This window comes from Flagellimonas rhodophyticola (assembly GCF_049332665.1).
In the GTDB taxonomy this organism is placed as follows: Bacteria; Bacteroidota; Bacteroidia; order Flavobacteriales; family Flavobacteriaceae; genus Flagellimonas.
The window spans coordinates 1,656,725-1,674,289 of sequence record NZ_CP186326.1 but is presented as its reverse complement, the minus strand read 5'-3'; the positions used below and the strand labels follow the sequence as shown (position 1 = coordinate 1,674,289).

17 protein-coding genes are annotated in these 17,565 nt (G+C 39.0%); 10 read left to right on the top strand and 7 right to left on the bottom strand.

Features of this window, described 5'->3' with window-relative positions:
- The first annotated feature begins 26 nt into the window (after nucleotides 1–26).
- Entirely contained in the window at nucleotides 27–551 is a 525-nt protein-coding gene (locus ACOKFG_RS07510) for a DinB family protein (RefSeq protein ID WP_299488210.1), read from the top strand.
- 46 nt (nucleotides 552–597) lie between these two features.
- Here the strand turns inward: ACOKFG_RS07510 and rsmG are convergent, their stop codons facing one another.
- Entirely contained in the window at nucleotides 598–1,233 is a 636-nt protein-coding gene (gene rsmG / locus ACOKFG_RS07505; RefSeq protein ID WP_299488212.1) for a 16S rRNA (guanine(527)-N(7))-methyltransferase RsmG, read from the bottom strand.
- Between the two features lie 113 nt (nucleotides 1,234–1,346).
- Between rsmG and ACOKFG_RS07500 the strand changes: the two genes are divergently transcribed.
- Together ACOKFG_RS07500 and ACOKFG_RS07495 are read left to right on the top strand one after the other, a co-directional pair.
- Entirely contained in the window at nucleotides 1,347–2,450 is a 1,104-nt protein-coding gene (locus ACOKFG_RS07500) for an acyl-CoA desaturase (protein WP_298794511.1), read from the top strand.
- 13 nt (nucleotides 2,451–2,463) lie between these two features.
- Entirely contained in the window at nucleotides 2,464–3,654 is a 1,191-nt protein-coding gene (locus ACOKFG_RS07495) for a pyridoxal phosphate-dependent aminotransferase (RefSeq protein WP_299488214.1), read from the top strand.
- Nucleotides 3,655–3,702: 48 nt separating this feature from the next.
- Here the strand turns inward: ACOKFG_RS07495 and ACOKFG_RS07490 are convergent, their stop codons facing one another.
- From ACOKFG_RS07490 to trkA, 4 genes are read right to left on the bottom strand one after another with little or no spacing between them, the layout of a single operon-like run.
- Complete coding sequence (locus ACOKFG_RS07490) at nucleotides 3,703–4,140, bottom strand: DUF4440 domain-containing protein (protein WP_298794507.1); 438 nt, start codon at nucleotides 4,138–4,140, stop codon at nucleotides 3,703–3,705.
- A gap of 58 nt (nucleotides 4,141–4,198) precedes the next feature.
- Entirely contained in the window at nucleotides 4,199–4,612 is a 414-nt protein-coding gene (locus tag ACOKFG_RS07485) for a hypothetical protein (RefSeq protein ID WP_298794505.1), read from the bottom strand.
- A gap of 15 nt (nucleotides 4,613–4,627) precedes the next feature.
- Nucleotides 4,628–6,118, bottom strand: a complete 1,491-nt coding sequence (locus tag ACOKFG_RS07480; RefSeq protein ID WP_298794503.1) for a potassium transporter TrkG — start codon at nucleotides 6,116–6,118, stop codon at nucleotides 4,628–4,630.
- The gene (trkA, locus tag ACOKFG_RS07475) at nucleotides 6,118–7,467 is read right to left on the bottom strand and encodes a Trk system potassium transporter TrkA (RefSeq protein ID WP_298794501.1); all 1,350 of its coding nucleotides are present in this window, start codon (nucleotides 7,465–7,467) and stop codon (nucleotides 6,118–6,120) included. Before trkA ends, ACOKFG_RS07480 begins: the two co-directional genes overlap by 1 nt.
- A 195-nt stretch (nucleotides 7,468–7,662) precedes the next feature.
- On the opposite strand from trkA, the gene ubiE reads away from it, so the two are divergent.
- The 3 genes from ubiE (at nucleotide 7,663) to ACOKFG_RS07460 (ending at nucleotide 10,746) form a co-directional block, all read left to right on the top strand.
- On the top strand, nucleotides 7,663–8,391 hold the full coding sequence (gene ubiE / locus ACOKFG_RS07470) for a bifunctional demethylmenaquinone methyltransferase/2-methoxy-6-polyprenyl-1,4-benzoquinol methylase UbiE (protein WP_299175393.1): 729 nt from the start codon (nucleotides 7,663–7,665) through the stop codon (nucleotides 8,389–8,391).
- 4 nt (nucleotides 8,392–8,395) lie between these two features.
- Nucleotides 8,396–9,094, top strand: a complete 699-nt coding sequence (locus ACOKFG_RS07465) for a porin family protein (protein ID WP_298794496.1) — start codon at nucleotides 8,396–8,398, stop codon at nucleotides 9,092–9,094.
- A 104-nt stretch (nucleotides 9,095–9,198) separates the two neighbouring features.
- Nucleotides 9,199–10,746, top strand: coding sequence for a sulfatase family protein (locus tag ACOKFG_RS07460; protein WP_299488219.1), 1,548 nt, complete (start codon nucleotides 9,199–9,201; stop codon nucleotides 10,744–10,746).
- Between the two features lie 2 nt (nucleotides 10,747–10,748).
- Here the strand turns inward: ACOKFG_RS07460 and ACOKFG_RS07455 are convergent, their stop codons facing one another.
- A complete protein-coding gene (locus ACOKFG_RS07455; RefSeq protein ID WP_299488221.1) occupies nucleotides 10,749–11,465 on the bottom strand; it encodes an RNA methyltransferase in 717 nt (238 codons plus the stop codon).
- A gap of 24 nt (nucleotides 11,466–11,489) precedes the next feature.
- On the opposite strand from ACOKFG_RS07455, the gene ACOKFG_RS07450 reads away from it, so the two are divergent.
- From ACOKFG_RS07450 to accD, 3 genes are read left to right on the top strand one after another with little or no spacing between them, the layout of a single operon-like run.
- Nucleotides 11,490–14,090, top strand: coding sequence for a BamA/TamA family outer membrane protein (locus ACOKFG_RS07450; protein WP_299488507.1), 2,601 nt, complete (start codon nucleotides 11,490–11,492; stop codon nucleotides 14,088–14,090).
- 51 nt (nucleotides 14,091–14,141) lie between these two features.
- The gene (fbaA, locus tag ACOKFG_RS07445) at nucleotides 14,142–15,209 is read left to right on the top strand and encodes a class II fructose-bisphosphate aldolase (protein WP_422862123.1); all 1,068 of its coding nucleotides are present in this window, start codon (nucleotides 14,142–14,144) and stop codon (nucleotides 15,207–15,209) included.
- A gap of 34 nt (nucleotides 15,210–15,243) precedes the next feature.
- Nucleotides 15,244–16,104, top strand: coding sequence for an acetyl-CoA carboxylase, carboxyltransferase subunit beta (gene accD, locus ACOKFG_RS07440; protein ID WP_298794488.1), 861 nt, complete (start codon nucleotides 15,244–15,246; stop codon nucleotides 16,102–16,104).
- Nucleotides 16,105–16,150: 46 nt separating this feature from the next.
- On the opposite strand, the gene ACOKFG_RS07435 is transcribed toward accD, so the two are convergent.
- On the bottom strand, nucleotides 16,151–17,029 hold the full coding sequence (locus ACOKFG_RS07435; RefSeq protein WP_298794486.1) for a hypothetical protein: 879 nt from the start codon (nucleotides 17,027–17,029) through the stop codon (nucleotides 16,151–16,153).
- A gap of 154 nt (nucleotides 17,030–17,183) precedes the next feature.
- On the opposite strand from ACOKFG_RS07435, the gene rpsO reads away from it, so the two are divergent.
- Nucleotides 17,184–17,453: a 30S ribosomal protein S15 gene (rpsO, locus tag ACOKFG_RS07430; protein ID WP_298794484.1), complete on the top strand. Its 270-nt coding sequence runs from the start codon at nucleotides 17,184–17,186 to the stop codon at nucleotides 17,451–17,453.
- The last annotated feature ends 112 nt before the right edge of the window (nucleotides 17,454–17,565 follow it).

Sequence of the window (17,565 nt, the reverse complement as noted above, 5' to 3'; positions counted from 1 at the left end):
AGAAATTTAAAACTAATCGTTTCAAAATGAAAAAATTAACCACATTGGTTCTCAGTGCGGTGTCAATGCTGACGTTTGCCCAGCAAAATGACAATACTGTACAAACCTCCATTAAAAACATGCTTGCTTTCAACCAAGGACAGATAATTCAATTGGCAGAAGCTTTTTCTGAAGAACAATATGGATGGAGGCCTATGGAAGGTGTGAACTCAGTAGGAGAAGCACTGCTTCACGTTGCAGGAGCAAACTACTACATTGCATCCAAGCTTGGATTTGCACCACCAGAAGATGTTGACGTAATGGGATTGGGCAAAATAACAGGAAAGGAAAATATCATTGCAGCCATAAAACAGTCCAATGCCTTCGTTTTGGAAAAAATGGACATGGTGGAAACAGAAAAATTTGGTGAGGAGGTTGACTATGGTTTTGGAAAATTCAATCGCCTTTCCGGACTTCTCATTATTATGGAACACAATGGTGAGCACAAAGGACAATTAATTGCTTACGCACGTTCCAACGGAGTTGTACCCCCGTGGAGTGCCGCTCAGTAAGACTTATGCCCCTTTTAAGGGGCTTTTTTTTGATTGCTAATCTAATTCAACCTTTAAACTTTTGGGGTAGGTACACCACTTTTTTGGTCTCGAAAAAATCCTCGGAAAAATGCGCTTTTAAATCAAAGACTTGACTTGTTTTATAATCCTTTAGTTCTTCGGTCAAATCCCCTCCTTTTAAATATAGAATTCCATTTTTTCGCTCATGTTGGGAATCCTTCTTGATTTTACCCTTGGTCCAATGCACAAAAGTCGGCATAGCCGCTACGGCACGGCTTACAATAAAATCATAACTACCATCCAAATCCTCAACCCTAGAATGATACGCTTTAACATTATCTAGGCCAAGACCTTCTATTACTTCCTGTACCACCTTGATTTTTTTTCCAATAGCGTCAACAAGTGTAAACTGAACTTCAGGATATAAAATAGCCAAAGGAATCCCTGGAAACCCACCTCCGGTTCCCACATCCAATATTTCCGACCCTTGATTAAACGCCTGAATTTTGGCAATCCCCAAAGAATGCAATACATGACGAAGGTATAATTCATCAATGTCCTTTCTAGACACCACGTTAATTTTCTTGTTCCAATCTTGATACAAGGCATCTAAACATTCAAAATGTTGTTTCTGAAGATCGGTGAGCTTCGTAAAATATTTGAAAATCAGGTTGGCATCCATAGGCAATCTGTTAATTTGGGCAAAATTAATACTTTTGACATCTTAACATCGTTTTTATATAAAGGTGACCTATTTGAGTGTTCAATTTGGTTACCTTTGGAAAAATTTTTTTTATGGAAAAGGAGATTATCCGGTTCTCAAGAAAAGACTCAGCGCAGTTCTTTAAAACATTAAATAAAAGGGTTAACCAGTACTTTAATGAAAATCAAATAAAAAAGACCGGTAATTGGAAGCTTCACCTTAAGACGGTGGTAATGTTCGCCATATTTCTAACCCCTTATTTTTTGATGTTGACACTAAATCTACCGTTTTGGGGGTATATTTTATTGTCGATCACCATGGGAGTTGGTATGGCTGGCGTAGGAATGAATGTAATGCATGATGGAAACCACGGTTCTTACTCCAACAAAAAATGGGTTAATAAGTTAATGGGAAGCAGTATATACATCCTTGCCGGGAACGTTTACAACTGGCAAGTGCAACATAACGTATTGCACCATACATACACCAATATCCATGAGCATGATGAAGATATGGAAGCGGGAAGAATTCTTCGTTTTTCAAAACATGCTGAATGGCAAAAGCATCATAAATTTCAACACTACTATTCCATATTCCTATATGGTTTGTTAACTTTTAATTGGGCGATTACCACGGATTTCCAACAGATGTATCGCTACATGAAAAGGAAATTATCTTATGGTAAACTACCTAACCCGGTTATCAACTGGAGTACCTTGGTAATTACCAAACTTCTTTATATCACCATTTGGATTGTACTGCCGTTAATCTTTGTCGAAATTGCATGGTGGCAAGTACTTTTAGGCTTTTTTATCATGCACTATGTTGCGGGAGTAATTTTAAGTGTAGTATTTCAGTTGGCACATATTGTTGATGATGCCGAAACTCCACTTCCGGATGAAAGCGGAACAATGAAAAATACCTGGGCCATACATCAATTGGCGACAACAGTTAACTTCGGAACAAAAAACCGTATTGTTAACTGGTTTACCGGAGGATTAAATCACCAGGTTGAACACCATATTTTTCCGAATATCAGTCATGTTCATTACACAAAAATCTCCAAAATTGTGAAACAGACTGCAAGGGAATTTAATTTGCCCTATAACGAATATAAAACTACCAGAAAAGCAATAATTTCGCACTTCAAACATTTGAGAGAGCTCGGTAAAAACCCTGCTCTTCAATACCAGTAAAATAATTGGATTTATGAGCAACCAACTTTCGGATAGGATTAATAGTTTAGTCCCTTCCGCCACTCTTGAAATGGCTGCAAAAGCCCGCGAACTAAGAGCCGAGGGAAAAGATATCATTGGTCTTAGTTTAGGTGAACCCGATTTTAAAACCCCAGATTACATTAGGGAGGCTGCGGTACAAGCGATTAACGATGGCTATAATTCATATACACCCGTAGATGGATATGTAGAGCTTAAGGATGCCGTGATCACCAAATTTAAGCGTGACAATGGAATCGACTACGATCGTTCACAGATTGTGGTTTCAACAGGAGCGAAACAAGCTTTGTATAATGTTGCCCAGGCCTGTTTGAACAAAGGTGATGAAGTAATTTTACCTTGTCCTTACTGGGTTAGTTATAGTGATATTGTAAAACTTACCGATGGGGTTCCAGTTGAAGTGGCTACTACCATTGAAAATGATTTTAAAATGACCCCAGAGCAGTTGGAAGCTGCCATCACTCCAAAGACCAAAATGCTTTGGTACAGCTCCCCCTGTAACCCAAGTGGGTCTATCTACAGTAAGGAAGAACTTCGGGCATTGGCCGATGTTCTTCAAAAACACCCACAAATCATTGTGGTGAGTGATGAAATTTATGAACACATCAATTATGGTGTGACTGCCCATGCTTCCATGGCGTCTTTTGAAGATATGTACGACCGCACTGTTACGGTAAACGGAGTCGCTAAAGCTTTTGCCATGACAGGCTGGAGAATAGGTTACATAGGAGCTCCCACTTATATTGCAAGAGCTTGTAACAAATTACAGGGACAGGTAACAAGTGGCGCCAATTGTATTGCACAGCGCGCAGTAATCACAGCCCTTCTGGAATCACCCAGTCGTGTGCAATACATGATAGATGAGTTCAAGAACCGTAGAAAGCTTATCTTGGAATTGCTTAATAATATTCCAGGTTTCAAATGTAACGAGCCACAAGGGGCTTTTTATGTATATCCGGACATCAGCTCCTTTTTCGGAAAAAACCTAAATGGTAGACAAATCAATAATGCTTCCGACCTTGCCATGTATTTATTGGAAGAAGCTAATGTTGCCACAGTTACTGGCGATGCTTTTGGAAATGGAAACAGTATCCGTATTTCCTATGCTGCCAGTACAGAAGAAATTATAGAGGCTATTGCTAGAATTGCTTCAGCAGTATCTTAAAAAGACTTACATTCTGAAAAAAGGGAGCCAAAAGGCTCCCTTTTTTATTTAGCATGACATATCAGCTACTATTTTCCAATCACCATTGATTCTTCGCAATACAATGACAAATACGCCATTTGCGTCTCCCGCTTTTCGAGTGAGGTGATATTGTCCCATCACATAATACGAATTCGATTCAATCTTGGTGATAGCGTCGACAGTCAGTTTTAGCGTTCCGGTTTCATCTTTTGAAGGGTATCTTTCTTGATAATTTGAAAGGGTTTTGTCCCAACCCAATGTAAGCCCTTTTGCTCCATAAAATTGAAGGGAATCGTTTTTCCAATAGGTTTGCATGAATCCTTCCAAATCATGGTTGGACCAAGCAGTTTCTTGATTCTTCAGCAGTTGAAGTATTTCTGCTTTTTCATCTTCTTCAGAAACGGAACAACCTATACAACATAGGGCAATTCCCATAAGTAGAAACAGGGTGTTTTTTATCATCATGATTGTTGAGCTTTAAACGGAAGTTAAGCTACGTCTTTTCCTAGAAAAACATCTTGCTCTATTCCTTATTCAGGTATTGCCGATATTTCTTTTTATTCTTTAAGTGCTTTTTTACTGACGAAACAAACTTAGAGTCAGTTTCCAAGTCTTCAATCATAAAATCGACAGGTAAACCTGTACATCCTGGGTTATCGTACCAATATATTAACCTAAGGTTATCGCAGTCAAAAAAATACTCATACACTTTTCCAAAGAAATTTCCCTCAGTGGTTTGAAGCCAAAACAAATCTATTTTCTTGCCAATTTTATTACTCCAGTCACAATTATTTTGAAGCATTTCAACCTTTTCTTCTAACCCTCTCTTAGCAATTATCGAATTATCTATTAAATGAATTGGAAAAGTCTCAGTGTTTTGAGCATTTATTGAAACAATACTTAAAGCGAATAATCCTATCAAAACTATGTATCTCATTCTCAATTTGTTTTACTATGTTTTTTTCCAGAAATACGGGGTAAGAATAATCAAGACGGTGAACAGTTCCAGCCTTCCTAAAAGCATTAAGAAACCGCACCACCACTTGCCAGCATTTGGTAGGCTATTGTAGTTACTAACCGGATTGAGACTTCCTAAAGCCGGTCCAACATTACCTAGTGAGGAAGCTGAACCTCCAATTGCAGATACAAAATCAAGGCCTAAAAGACCCAAAACCAACGATCCTATAATAAACAACAACATGTAAAGCACAAAAAAGGCTATAATATTGTACACGATATGTTCGGTAACCGTTTTGTTATTGTATCGCACAGGAATAATGGCATTGGTATGTAATGTTCGTTTAAACTCCAGCAGTCCATTTTTTATAATGAGCAAGTGTCTCATTACTTTTATTCCTCCTGCCGTGGAACCCGCAGACCCTCCTAAAAACATCAACCCGAAAAAGAAAATCGTCAAAAAAGGTGTCCAACTGGTAAAATCTGCTGTGACGAACCCCGTGGTGGTTACAATGGCCACCACTTGGAAGAGAGCATGCCTAAAGGCACTTTCTGTTTCCCCAAAAACCATGGGATGAAAATCTGATATAGGAACATTGGCCTTATAATAAACGACCAAAGCAGCAGTAACGGTAAAAATGACTATAAAACTTGCGTAATATTTAAACTCCTCGTCCTTTATAATTCGTTGCACCTTCCCAGTAAAGGCGAAGTAGCTCAACACAAAGTTACTTCCGGCCAAAAACATAAAAAGAATAGTAATGTATTGGATTAGCGGTTGGTTGTTCCAATAAGCAAGACTTGCATTTTTGGTAGAAAATCCACCCGTGGATAGAGTTGCCAAAGAATGATTCATAGCATCAAAAAGAGACATTCCGGCTAGTTTCAACAGAATGGTTTCAGCAACGGTGTACCCAAAGTAAATCAACCATAACCGTTTGGCAGTGTCTGTAATTCTAGGATGTAATTTATCCCCGGCTGGGCCAGGAGCTTCAGCAGCAAATAATTGCATTCCTCCAATCCCTAAAAGTGGAAGAATAGCTATTGCAAGTACAATAATACCCATCCCACCAATCCAATGGGTCAAGCTTCGCCAGAAGAGGATTCCCTTTGGTAAAATTTCTATATCATCTAAAATTGAGGCGCCCGTGGTGGTATAACCCGAAATGGTTTCAAAAAACGCATCAGTTACAGTTGGAATGGCTCCAGAAAAAAGATATGGAAGTGTCCCAGAAATGGACATAATAATCCACCCAAAAGTCACCACAATGTAACCTTCCTTTCGTTTTACCTCCTTTTTATGACCTCGAGTACCAAACATGGCCATGATACCAAAAAGCATAGTAACTATGGCTGCAAGGGTAATATCCAAGGTGGCTCCATCATCATAAATGCCACTTACAAAGGCAGCCACAAGCATAAAAGAACCATTGCATAGCAGCAATAGCCCCATAATATGAATAATGATTCGGGTATTAAGTCCCATTACAAGAACAGCTTTTCTATCCTAGGAATTGCCTTGGGCAAACAGCAGACCACTACTCGGTCACCTTCTTGAATTTTGAAATCCCCAAGAGCAATTATTCCCTTTCCATCCCTAATCACACCTCCAATACTGGCCTCTCGTGGAAAATTAAGCTCACGGATTATCTCTCCATTTACAAGTGAGGTAGCTTTTACCTCAAATTCCAGTATCTCGGCGTTTAGATTGTTCAAACGTGTCAAAGCCAGTACTTCTCCCCTTCGTATATATCTAAAGATATTGTTTGCCGCAAGAAGTTTTTTATTGATCAGGGTATCCACTCCAATCGAATGGGACAACTGGAAGTAATCCATATTTTCGACCAAAGCAATAGTCTTCTTTATCTTTTTTGATTTGGCCACCAAACAGGACATAATATTTGTCTCTGAGTTTCCGGTCACCGCTATAAAAGCATCCATGGACTCCAAACTCTCTTCATCCAACAATTCTACATTTCTACCATCCCCATTGATAACCAGTGCATGCGGAAGATCATCAGCTATATCAAAGGCTTTTTCCTTGTCCTTTTCAATCAGTTTGACATTGAATTTCTTATTACAAAGATCGCGTGCGGTATTGAAACCAACTTTACTGCCACCAAGAATCATAACATTCTTGATTTCCTTTTTCTGCATGCCCGTTAGCTTGTAAAGCTCATCCACACCGCCAGCAGAGGTAATAAAATACACTTGATCCCCCTCTTTAAATACCGTGTCACCTCTGGGAATCAGTGTAAATTGGGTTCCCATACGCTGCAAGGCAATAGGCATAAAGTGAAGTTCTGGGAATATTTTGGCCGCTTCTTTGACCATTTTACCAACGAAAGGAGCCGATTTTGGCAAGAAAACCCCAATCATTGTAAGCAAACCTTCCTCAAATTCGTAAGTGTCGTTAAATGCGGATTGGTTTAATAACAATTGTATTTCAGTCGCAGCCAATTCTTCCGGAGAAATCAATTCATCAATCCCGAGTTCATCAAACTTGATCATTTCGCGATTGTCCATGAACTCCGTGTTGGAAATCCGGGCAATGGTTCTTTTGCACCCCAACTGCTTGGCCAACATACAAAGCGTGAGATTTGTAGTTTCTGAGGCCGTAACCCCAATGACCAATTCAGAGCTCTCAACGCGTGCGTCGCGCAGCACTTCTATAGAAGTGGCATCACCTCGAAGCACTCGAATATCTAAATGGTTATCAGCATAGGACAGACTTTCCTTATCCGTATCGATCAATGTAATATCCTGTGCTTCATACGACAATAATTTTGCCAAATGAAAGCCTACCTCACCTGCTCCCGCAATTATAATTTTCATTGATTAGAATAAGATGTTCTCCAAAAGTTCAAATTGTGTGTTACAAACGGCGAAAAAGAATAATAGCCGCGGTCCAAAAGACAAATACCTAACATAATACGGAAAAGCTTTCCATGATTGCACGGCAAAATTACATAATTATTTTTGTACCCCTTCCATATACCTAAGTTGTATATTTGCCAGCAAATTTAGCAGATGTCAAAAAAAGTAAAACCATATAAGGATTCTGACCTTGGAAAAAAGGAACAGGTACGGCAAATGTTCGATACTATTTCTGAGGATTATGATGGATTGAACAGGGTTATATCATTTGGCATTGATTTAAAATGGAGAAGAAAGGTAGTATCTATACTGACCAAAAAAACTCCAAAAAACATTCTGGATATTGCCACCGGAACTGGTGATCTGGCGATAGCCATGACGGCCACCGGTGCTGAAAGAATTGTAGGATTGGACATCTCTCAAGGTATGCTTGACGTCGGAAAAACCAAGATTTCTGCCAAAAACCTTGAAAATACTATTGAAATGGTGGTTGGTGATAGTGAAAACCTTCCATTTTTGGATAATACCTTTGATGCAATAACTGTTGCATTTGGGGTGCGTAATTTTGAAAATCTAGAAAAAGGTCTAAGCGAAATATTCAGGGTGCTCAAACCAGGTGGAAATTTTGTGGTGCTAGAAACTTCAGTACCAACAAAGACACCTTTCAAACAAGGGTACAGAATATACACGAAGTATATACTCCCCGTAATTGGTAAAATTTTCTCTAAAGACCGTTCAGCATATGCTTATTTGAGCGAATCCGCTTCTGTTTTTCCACATGGACAGGCATTCAACAATATTTTGGATAAAATTGGGTTTATAGGTATAGAGAACAAACCCCAGACATTTGGGGTGGCATCTATATATGTCGCTACAAAATAATTTGATGAAAAATGTCCTTCTTCTTTTTGGCTTGCTAATCCTGGCATGTCCAAATTCCTTAGCCCAATTTAAAAAAGACCCTATACTCAATCTTCAAACTGAGGACCAAAAGCTTTTGAACTGGGGTTATTACTTGGGATTCAACCAATATGATTTTCAATTTGAATATCAAAATGATATTGGCGAGGATATTCTCGTCAATAAAAGCACGGGGTTTAATGTGGGGCTCATTGGAGAACTGCGTCTAAACGAATTTTTAGACGCCCGATTTGAACCAGGTTTGCTTTACACTGCCAGAACTTTGGGTTTTCCAGGGTTCACTTCTGAAGCAGATGCATTAAGAGAGGTTAAATCCACATACATTCGATTCCCATTATTGCTAAAGGTCAGCGCCAAAAGATTTGGTAACTGGAAACCTTACGTAACCGGAGGAGTTTACGCAGCAACAAACCTTGGTAGTAAAGAAGATAGTTTAGATGATAATAGTAGTGGCGAATTCCGAATGAAGCAAAATGTATATGGTTATGAAATTGGCTTCGGAATCGACATCTATACTGAGTATTTCAAGTTTTCTCCTTCCATTCGTGGGGTTTTTGCCCTTACGGACGAAATTATTCCAGATAATGACCCAAACAGTCCATGGACGGGAAATATCGATGCCATGCGTACCCGGGGCTTTTTTATCAATTTCACTTTCGAGTAACCACCTAACTTCGCCTTTCCCTATCGTTTAGGGTTTAAGAAATGTCGTTTGTCGATTCAGTTTTTTAAATAAAATAGGTTTCCTATTTTCATAAAAACTTGTGTATGCGGTATTTACTGATTTCCTTGTTTCTCCTTATAGTTGGATGTCAACCCCAAGAAGAAGAGCGCCCGAATATTTTATTCATTCTGTCAGATGATCACACATCTCAGTCCTGGGGTATTTATGGTGGACATTTCAAAGATTATGTAAAAAATCAGAACATTCAACGATTAGCAAATGAAGGGGTGGTTTTGGATAACGCCTTCTGCACGAATTCTATTTGCAGTCCAAGTCGTGCGGCAATATTAACTGGGCAATATAGTCACCTGAATCAAGTATATACGCTGCGAGAATCCTTGCCCGAAGGGCACCCCAACATTGCCAAATCCCTAGGGTCATCGGGCTATCAGACCGCAATCATTGGAAAATGGCATTTAGATAAACAACCAGAGGGTTTTGATTATTTTAAGATACTTCCAGGCCAGGGCAGGTATTGGGATCCTGTTTTTAAAGTTAAAGAGGACTGGCAAGATGGATATATCAAAGAAGGAGAAGGAATTGTTCATCAAGGTTTCTCGACGGATGTGATTACTGATTTGACCATCGAACATTTGAAAAAAAGACAGCAAGACCGGCCTTTTATGATGGTCTGCAGTTTTAAGGCGACCCACGAACCTTTTGAATATCCAGAACGATATAACGACTACCTCAACAATGTAAAACTTCCCGAACCAGCATCTCTTTATGATTTTGGCAAGGAAACTACAGGAAGGAGTTTTAAGGGGCAAAAATTGGAAAAACTAGGTGCACGATGGGATAACGCAACGAAAAATCCGGATAAATTCTGGACTTCTTATCCAGGACTCCCCTACCCACTTGATGGATTGGACAGCATTCAAAAACGAAGTATGATATTTCAAAAGTTGGCCAAGGATTTTATACGCTGCGGTGCCGCTATTGATGACAACATTGGTAAATTACTGGACTATCTAGATGAAGAAGGCATTGCGGACAACACCATCGTAATTTATACAGCAGACCAAGGATACTTTTTAGGGGAACATGGTTTTTTCGACAAACGATTGATCTATGAGGAAAGTTTGCGCATGCCATTCGTAATTAGATATCCAAAAGAAACAATGAAAGGTAAAAGATTGGATGATATCATTTTAAATATTGATTTTGCCGCGCTGTTGGCAGACTATGCAGGATTACCGTCCCAAGATTACATTCAAGGTAAAAGTTTTCGAGAAAACCTAAAGGGAAATACTGCCGAAGATTGGCGGGAGCAAATGTATTATCGGTACTGGCTACACTCACCGGATAGACCGGCTCACTTCGGAATTCGCAATAAAAGGTATAAACTCGCCCTTTTTTATGGACAGGGGCTAAATATGTACGGAAGTGATTCCATTACCACGCGTCCTGCATGGGAATTCTATGATCTTGAAGAGGATCCAAAAGAACTTCGAAACGCCATTAACGACTCAAAATACGTTGAAATAATTTCAAAAATGAAGTCCGAATTGAAAAGGCAAAGGGATCATTTCAAAGACACGGATGAAAACTACCCAGAGATGAAAACCATATTGGACGAAGAGTTAAACTAACCTCATCTTCGGATTTCATTTAAAAGAATAGCTGTTGCCGTAGCCACATTCAAACTCTCCGTTGTGCTTTTTCCAAATTGCGGAATAGCAATTCGTTGCTCAATTACAGCCTGAATCTCTTGGGAAATCCCGTTGGCTTCGTTCCCCATGACTAAAATCCCTTTTTTTGGTAATTCTTCACTATAAACCGAATTTCCGTCCATAAAAGCACCATAAACGGTTTTTTCTGTTTCCCTCAGATATTTTGCCAAATCGGTATATACAATATTTACCCGAGCGACAGACCCCATGGTTGCTTGCAATACTTTGGGATTATAACAATCCACGGTTCCCATGGAGCAAATAAGGTGATGTATTCCAAACCAATCGCATAATCGAATAATTGTCCCCAAATTTCCAGGGTCTCGGACGTTATCAAGTGCAATTGCCCAATCGCCGGATTCAGTGGGCTTCGCATCTGGTATATGAAACACTCCAAGTACTCCATTGGGTGTGCTTAGGCTACTCATTTTTTCCAAGTCTGCCGATGGTATTAAATCAAAATCATTGTAATTCTGACTATCCATTTTAGTGTCCACAAACAACTGAAATGGTTCCAAACCTGCATCGATAAGCTCAAAAACTGCTTTTTTCCCTTCAACAACAAACAACTTATGTTGACTTCGGTACTTTTTTTGCTGTAAGCTCTTAACTAGTTTAATTTGGTTTTTGGTAACCATCTAAATCGCGTATTTTTGGCTTCTATGAGGGCACTTTCAGGTCTATTGCGTAACAGAGCAAAAATAGGATTATTGTTGCTTATGTTAAGCATGGTGGCATGCAATACCTTGAAAAAAGTGGATGATGGAGAGTTTCTTCTCTCCAAAAACTCCATTTATGCTGATAGTTCAAAGATTACAAGCAGTGATATCAAAGGCCTTATTTCCCAAAAACCGAACAGTACACTACTTGGTTATCCACTCCGATTGAATCTATATAACCTGGCCAAAGAAAATCCTGATTCCTCGTTTCAAGATTGGCTGCATAGAAAAGAAAAGCGCGAAAAGCGTTTGAACAATCTATTATCCCAAAAACAGGTGAACCGTCTAAAAGAATCATTTGTTGTCAAGGGGGCGAGTGATTTCTTAAAGAGAATTGGGGAAGCGCCGGTCATCATAGATACAGCATTGACCCAAAAATCCGTGGATAGGATAAAAGCCTATTATAACAGCAAAGGCTATTTTAACAACTCTGGCACCTTTAACATAGTAAAGGGAAAACGTAAAAAAAGGGCCGAGGTTGAATATCAAATCACCTTGAACAAACCTTTTTATATTGATACGCTTCAAAAAAACATTACTTCACCTCAGTTAGATTCTGTTTATAACGATGCTTTTAATCAATCATTGGTAAAAAGCGGTGATCAGTTCGATTTATCTCATTTTACGGTGGAACGGGAACGTCTCACTACTTTATTCAGAAATTCTGGGTTTTACAATTTCCAAGAAAGTTCTATTAACTATGACATTCTGAGGGACACCACCAAAGTGGCCGATGACCAGAAGATGGATGTTCAACTCAACATTCAAAAACCGAGAAGTATAAATGATAGCAGTACGACCGACAATACTTATAAAATTCATCGTTTCAAAAAAATCAATATTTACGCAGATTACCTTATCGGTGGTAGCACCGATTCTCTGAAATCTATAGACCATGAAAACTATACCATATATTATAACGATAAATTAAAATACAAACCCAAGGCACTAACTGATGCCATTTTCTTTGAAAAAGATAGTATTTATAGAGATTTGGATAGAATAAGGACGTATCGACAGATTACAAACCTGAATACTTTTAAATACCCAAATATTGAATTTATTACGGAGATTGATAATCCTTTACTGACCACAAACATTTATCTGGCACCTCGACCCAAGTTTTCATTGAATTTGGATTTTGACGTTACACATTCCAATATTCAGCGGGTTGGTACGGCTTTTAGTGCATCTGTGATCACCAGAAACGTTTTTGGGGGTGCCGAAACTCTTAACATTTCAGCAAGAGGCTCCGTTGGTCTGCTTAATGATCGTGGCTCATCTTTGGCTAGTGGTTCATTTACTTCGGAAATAGGAGGTGACATCAATATTACCTTTCCAAGAATCTGGCTTCCGTTCAATACGGAAAAGATTATTCCCTATTATATGTTACCGCAGAGTAGGTTTCTTGTGGGTACCAATTTTCAGAAGAATATTGGCTTGGACAAACAATCTTTCAATACCGTACTTTCATACAATTGGAATCCATCCAACAGTCTTCGCAACTCGATAGAGTTAATGAATGTGGAGTTTGTGCGAAATGTAAATCCGGATAACTTTTATAACGTTTACCAGAATACTTTTAGCAATTTGGATGACATCGCAGATGACTTTCAGGATGATCCTCAATATTCGGCGTTTTTTGAAACACCTACAAATCCCGACCCCAATGACCCTTTAGTATTGATTGTTCCGACTGGGGCCAATGACTTTGTTCAAGCAGTGCTGAACAATGAAATCCCAGTGAGTCAAGAAGATCTTGAGGAGGTCAACAGTATCGAAGAGCGAAGACAACGATTAACAGAGAACAACCTTATTTTTGCAAGTAACTACTCCTTCTCAAAAAATAGCAAGGTTGATATCAATGATAACGATTTCTATCAATTTCGTATGAAATTGGAAAGTGCCGGTAATTTGCTCTCCGCTTTGGATGGCGTTATTCCGTATAACAAAAACGATAATGACCAACTATTGGTCTTTGGGGTTCCATTCTCCCAATACTTTAAAACCGAATTTGATTTTATTCGTCATTGGGAAGTTGCCGACTCCAAAGTATTGGCTTTTCGAAGTTTTTTAGGACTGGCAATTCCTTATGGCAATTCAGAAAGTATACCTTTTGTGCGTAGTTACTTTGCAGGAGGGTCCAACGATAACAGAGCTTGGAATGCCTATGAACTCGGACCAGGTAAAACAAATAACATCAACGATTTTAATGAAGCCAACCTAAAACTTGCATTGAACTTAGAGTACCGTTTTCCCATCGCTGGTGATGTAAAAGGTGCTTTGTTTGCTGATGCTGGAAACATTTGGAATGTATTTGACAACGAAGATAATCCCGATGCCATTTTCAGTGGGTTTGACTCATTGTCCGATATAGCGTTGGGTACCGGTTTTGGCCTGCGGTACGACTTCACTTACTTTGTATTTAGATTAGACATTGGTTTCAAAACCTATAATCCGGCCGAAGAAGCATCCAAACGCTGGTTCAGGCAATATAACTTTAAGAATGCTGGATTCAATATCGGTATAAATTATCCTTTCTAGACCGAATATTTTATTACTTTTGTTCCCTTATTTAACCAAAATTAACTAAGTATGTCCCACAACATTAAACCGGGCGTTGCAACAGGCGATGAAGTTCAAGCAATTTTTAATCACGCTAAGGAAAATGGCTATGCGCTTCCCGCTGTGAATGTGATTGGATCCAATACCATAAATGCGGTTTTAGAAACCGCCGCAGCTTTAAATTCTCCAGTAATTGTTCAATTCTCCAATGGTGGAGCACAATTCAATGCCGGAAAGGGATTATCAAACGAAAACCAAAGAGCAGCAGTTCAAGGAGCTGTTGCCGGCGCAAAACATGTACACCAATTGGCGGAAGCCTATGGTGCGACCGTAATATTGCATACGGACCATTGTGCCAAAAAATTATTGCCATGGGTAGATGGGCTTTTGGATGCCAGCGAAGAGCACTATGCAGCAACTGGAAAATCATTGTTCAGTTCACATATGATCGATTTATCTGAAGAACCCATTGAAGAAAATATAGAAATCTGCAAAGCGTATTTGGAGCGCATGAGCAAAATGGACATGACTTTGGAAATTGAGCTTGGTGTAACTGGAGGTGAAGAAGATGGTGTAGATAACACGGATATAGACAGTTCTAAACTATATACTCAACCGGAAGAAGTTGCTTATGCCTATGAAGAACTTTCAAAAGTAAGCCCAAAATTCACTGTTGCAGCTGCCTTTGGAAATGTTCATGGCGTGTATAAACCTGGAAATGTTACTTTGACTCCTAAAATCTTGAAGAATTCACAAGAATTCGTTTCTGAAAAGTATGGAGTAGAGCACAATCATATTGATTTTGTTTTTCATGGTGGATCAGGGTCTACATTGGAAGAAATTAGAGAAGCCATCGGATATGGTGTAATCAAAATGAACATTGATACCGATTTGCAATACGCATTCCTTTCGGGAGTTAGGGATTATGTTCAAGATAAATCCGGGTATTTGCAGGCTCAAATAGGAAATCCTGATGGAGCTGATCAGCCCAACAAGAAATTCTATGACCCACGAGTTTGGCTTCGCGAAGGAGAAAAGTCTTTTGTTGAAAGACTAAAACAAGCGTTTGAAGACCTCAACAACGTGAACACACTTTAAAACTAGCACAGCGGTTTAACCTAATATAGATTCCATGTCATCTTGGTTCAAAAGAAAAGAAAAAGGAATACAAACAGCTACAGAGGAGAAAAAAGACACCCCAAAAGGTCTCTGGTATAAATCTCCCACCGGAAAAATTGTTGAGTCTGAGGATTTAGCCAAGAATTTTTACGTGAGTCCAGAAGATGATTATCACGTAAGAATTGGTAGTAAAGAATATTTTGAGATTCTTTTTGATGATAATAAGTTCAAGGAATTGGATGAGAAATTATCAGCGAAGGACCCATTAAAGTTTGTGGACACCAAAAAATATTCGGAAAGACTAAAAGCCGCTCAGCAAAAAACCGGATTGAAGGATGCCGTTCGCACGGCAGTGGGTAAATCGATGGGTAAAGAATTGGTCATTGCTTGTATGGATTTCAGCTTTATCGGTGGATCCATGGGAAGCGTGGTCGGTGAAAAAATTTCACGAGCCATTGACCATGCCAAAAAGAAGAAAGTACCATTTGTGATGATTTCGAAATCCGGTGGAGCTCGAATGATGGAGGCAGCGCTTTCCCTCATGCAGTTGGCAAAGACTTCTGCCAAATTGGCTCAGTTGGCCGAAGCAAAAGTGCCCTACATTTCACTCTGTACTGATCCAACCACTGGTGGAACAACTGCGTCTTATGCCATGCTCGGTGATATTAATATTTCGGAACCGGGAGCACTCATTGGTTTTGCGGGACCCAGAGTTGTAAAGGATACGGTTGGAAAAGACCTTCCTGAAGGTTTTCAAACTTCAGAATTTTTAAAGGAGAATGGTTTCCTGGATTTTATCTCCCACCGAAGGGATTTAAAAAAGAAAATCAATCAGTATATCGATTTGATAACAAATCAACCCTTAAGAGCATAAAAAAAGCCCCGATAATTGGGGCTTTTCTTTTACGCTTTCCAAATCGTTACTTTAAAAATCTACGTAAAAAGATTTCATTTTCCGTTCCATCGGGCATGGTCAATATTCCTTTGGCGTCACAAGTTCCATCACCAAAATCCAAAGAAGCGGTATTATCATTTCGGGAAATCTCCAAAACTCCGCTTACAATAAATCTACAAGCCATTTCCCTGCGCAAAGGTTCAATCACTTCCTTCACAAAGACGTTACCTTCTCTACCCACATAAGTTCTTTTACCGGTAATTAAGAATACATTATCACCCCAGAACCCAGAACCATAACCTTCAATCCATTCTCTTGTACGAGTTCCTTCAAAAGAAGCTGTATCTCCATCGGACCAAGTAGCATTGAAAGATGCGTTTGCCGTTGATTGTGGGTTTTCGTTTTCATTTGAACGAACACGCAGTATGTCAGCACTTCCTTCGATTGCGACACCGTTGAATGTAAAATTGTCAAGACTCAGCGCCAAAGATTTAGTAGCTGCTTCCATATCTTTTGCATAACTTAAATTGATGATTCCGCTTAAAACATTTCCATTGGGTAATTCGCAACCTTCTCCAAAATCAATAGTTTTTTCCTTGGTTGTGTCGGTTATGACCGTTGTGATGGTCACGCAATCTGGAAGAAAGTCAGTTTTATGGGGAATTTTGGAAATAAATGAGATTTCATCAGATGTATATACATCTTCGGCAATGGCAGTAACTTCTTCTGAAATCATTTCGGTTTCATCACTATATTTCAATTCAGTAGCCGAAATAATCTCTTCGCTGGACAATTCTTCGGTGGATGCCTCTTCCGTAGAACATGAGGTTGCCACTAATAGTAGCATTGCCATAAAAAATGTAGTAATCTTAATAAAATTGATTTGTTCAAGATTCTTTTTCATAATGATTAAATTTTAGGGTTTGTGGTACTATGACCTACCTTAATTCAAAAGGTTTAATCTCATGTTAAAATTTTTCATTCTAAAAAAAGAGGTTATCTTTGCACGCTGATTGAGAGACAATCAATACATAAAAATCATTTAAATAAATATTGGAATGTATTTAACAAAAGAAGTAAAAGCCGATATCTTTAAGAAACACGGCGGCTCTGAGAGCAACACTGGTTCTACGGAGGGGCAAGTTGCATTGTTCACCCACCGTATCAACCATTTAACACAACACCTTAAAAAGAACCACAAGGATTACAACACTGAGCGTTCTTTGGTGAAATTGGTAGGTAAAAGACGTAGTCTATTAGATTACCTAAAGAAGAAAGACATTGTAAAATACCGTGAGTTAATTAAAGAACTAGGTATTAGAAAATAAAAACTAAAGGGGAGGCTTGGCTTCCCCTTTTATTTTGCCAAACCAGTTTTGGCACCAAAGTCCCAACTTAAATATTGGGCAAACACAAAAAGCTGCCTACAGTTTTTCATTG

Bases quoted from the DNA above. Each gene is read 5' to 3' on its own strand.
- ACOKFG_RS07510 (WP_299488210.1), top strand. From the start codon at position 27: ATGAAAAAATTAACCACATTGGTTCTCAGTGCGGTGTCAATGCTGACG.
- rsmG (WP_299488212.1), bottom strand. From the start codon at position 1,233: ATGGATGCCAACCTGATTTTCAAATATTTTACGAAGCTCACCGATCTT.
- ACOKFG_RS07500 (WP_298794511.1), top strand. From the start codon at position 1,347: ATGGAAAAGGAGATTATCCGGTTCTCAAGAAAAGACTCAGCGCAGTTC.
- ACOKFG_RS07495 (WP_299488214.1), top strand. From the start codon at position 2,464: ATGAGCAACCAACTTTCGGATAGGATTAATAGTTTAGTCCCTTCCGCC.
- ACOKFG_RS07490 (WP_298794507.1), bottom strand. From the start codon at position 4,140: ATGATGATAAAAAACACCCTGTTTCTACTTATGGGAATTGCCCTATGT.
- ACOKFG_RS07485 (WP_298794505.1), bottom strand. From the start codon at position 4,612: ATGAGATACATAGTTTTGATAGGATTATTCGCTTTAAGTATTGTTTCA.
- ACOKFG_RS07480 (WP_298794503.1), bottom strand. From the start codon at position 6,118: ATGGGACTTAATACCCGAATCATTATTCATATTATGGGGCTATTGCTG.
- trkA (WP_298794501.1), bottom strand. From the start codon at position 7,467: ATGAAAATTATAATTGCGGGAGCAGGTGAGGTAGGCTTTCATTTGGCA.
- ubiE (WP_299175393.1), top strand. From the start codon at position 7,663: ATGTCAAAAAAAGTAAAACCATATAAGGATTCTGACCTTGGAAAAAAG.
- ACOKFG_RS07465 (WP_298794496.1), top strand. From the start codon at position 8,396: ATGAAAAATGTCCTTCTTCTTTTTGGCTTGCTAATCCTGGCATGTCCA.
- ACOKFG_RS07460 (WP_299488219.1), top strand. From the start codon at position 9,199: ATGCGGTATTTACTGATTTCCTTGTTTCTCCTTATAGTTGGATGTCAA.
- ACOKFG_RS07455 (WP_299488221.1), bottom strand. From the start codon at position 11,465: ATGGTTACCAAAAACCAAATTAAACTAGTTAAGAGCTTACAGCAAAAA.
- ACOKFG_RS07450 (WP_299488507.1), top strand. From the start codon at position 11,490: ATGAGGGCACTTTCAGGTCTATTGCGTAACAGAGCAAAAATAGGATTA.
- fbaA (WP_422862123.1), top strand. From the start codon at position 14,142: ATGTCCCACAACATTAAACCGGGCGTTGCAACAGGCGATGAAGTTCAA.
- accD (WP_298794488.1), top strand. From the start codon at position 15,244: ATGTCATCTTGGTTCAAAAGAAAAGAAAAAGGAATACAAACAGCTACA.
- ACOKFG_RS07435 (WP_298794486.1), bottom strand. From the start codon at position 17,029: ATGAAAAAGAATCTTGAACAAATCAATTTTATTAAGATTACTACATTT.
- rpsO (WP_298794484.1), top strand. From the start codon at position 17,184: ATGTATTTAACAAAAGAAGTAAAAGCCGATATCTTTAAGAAACACGGC.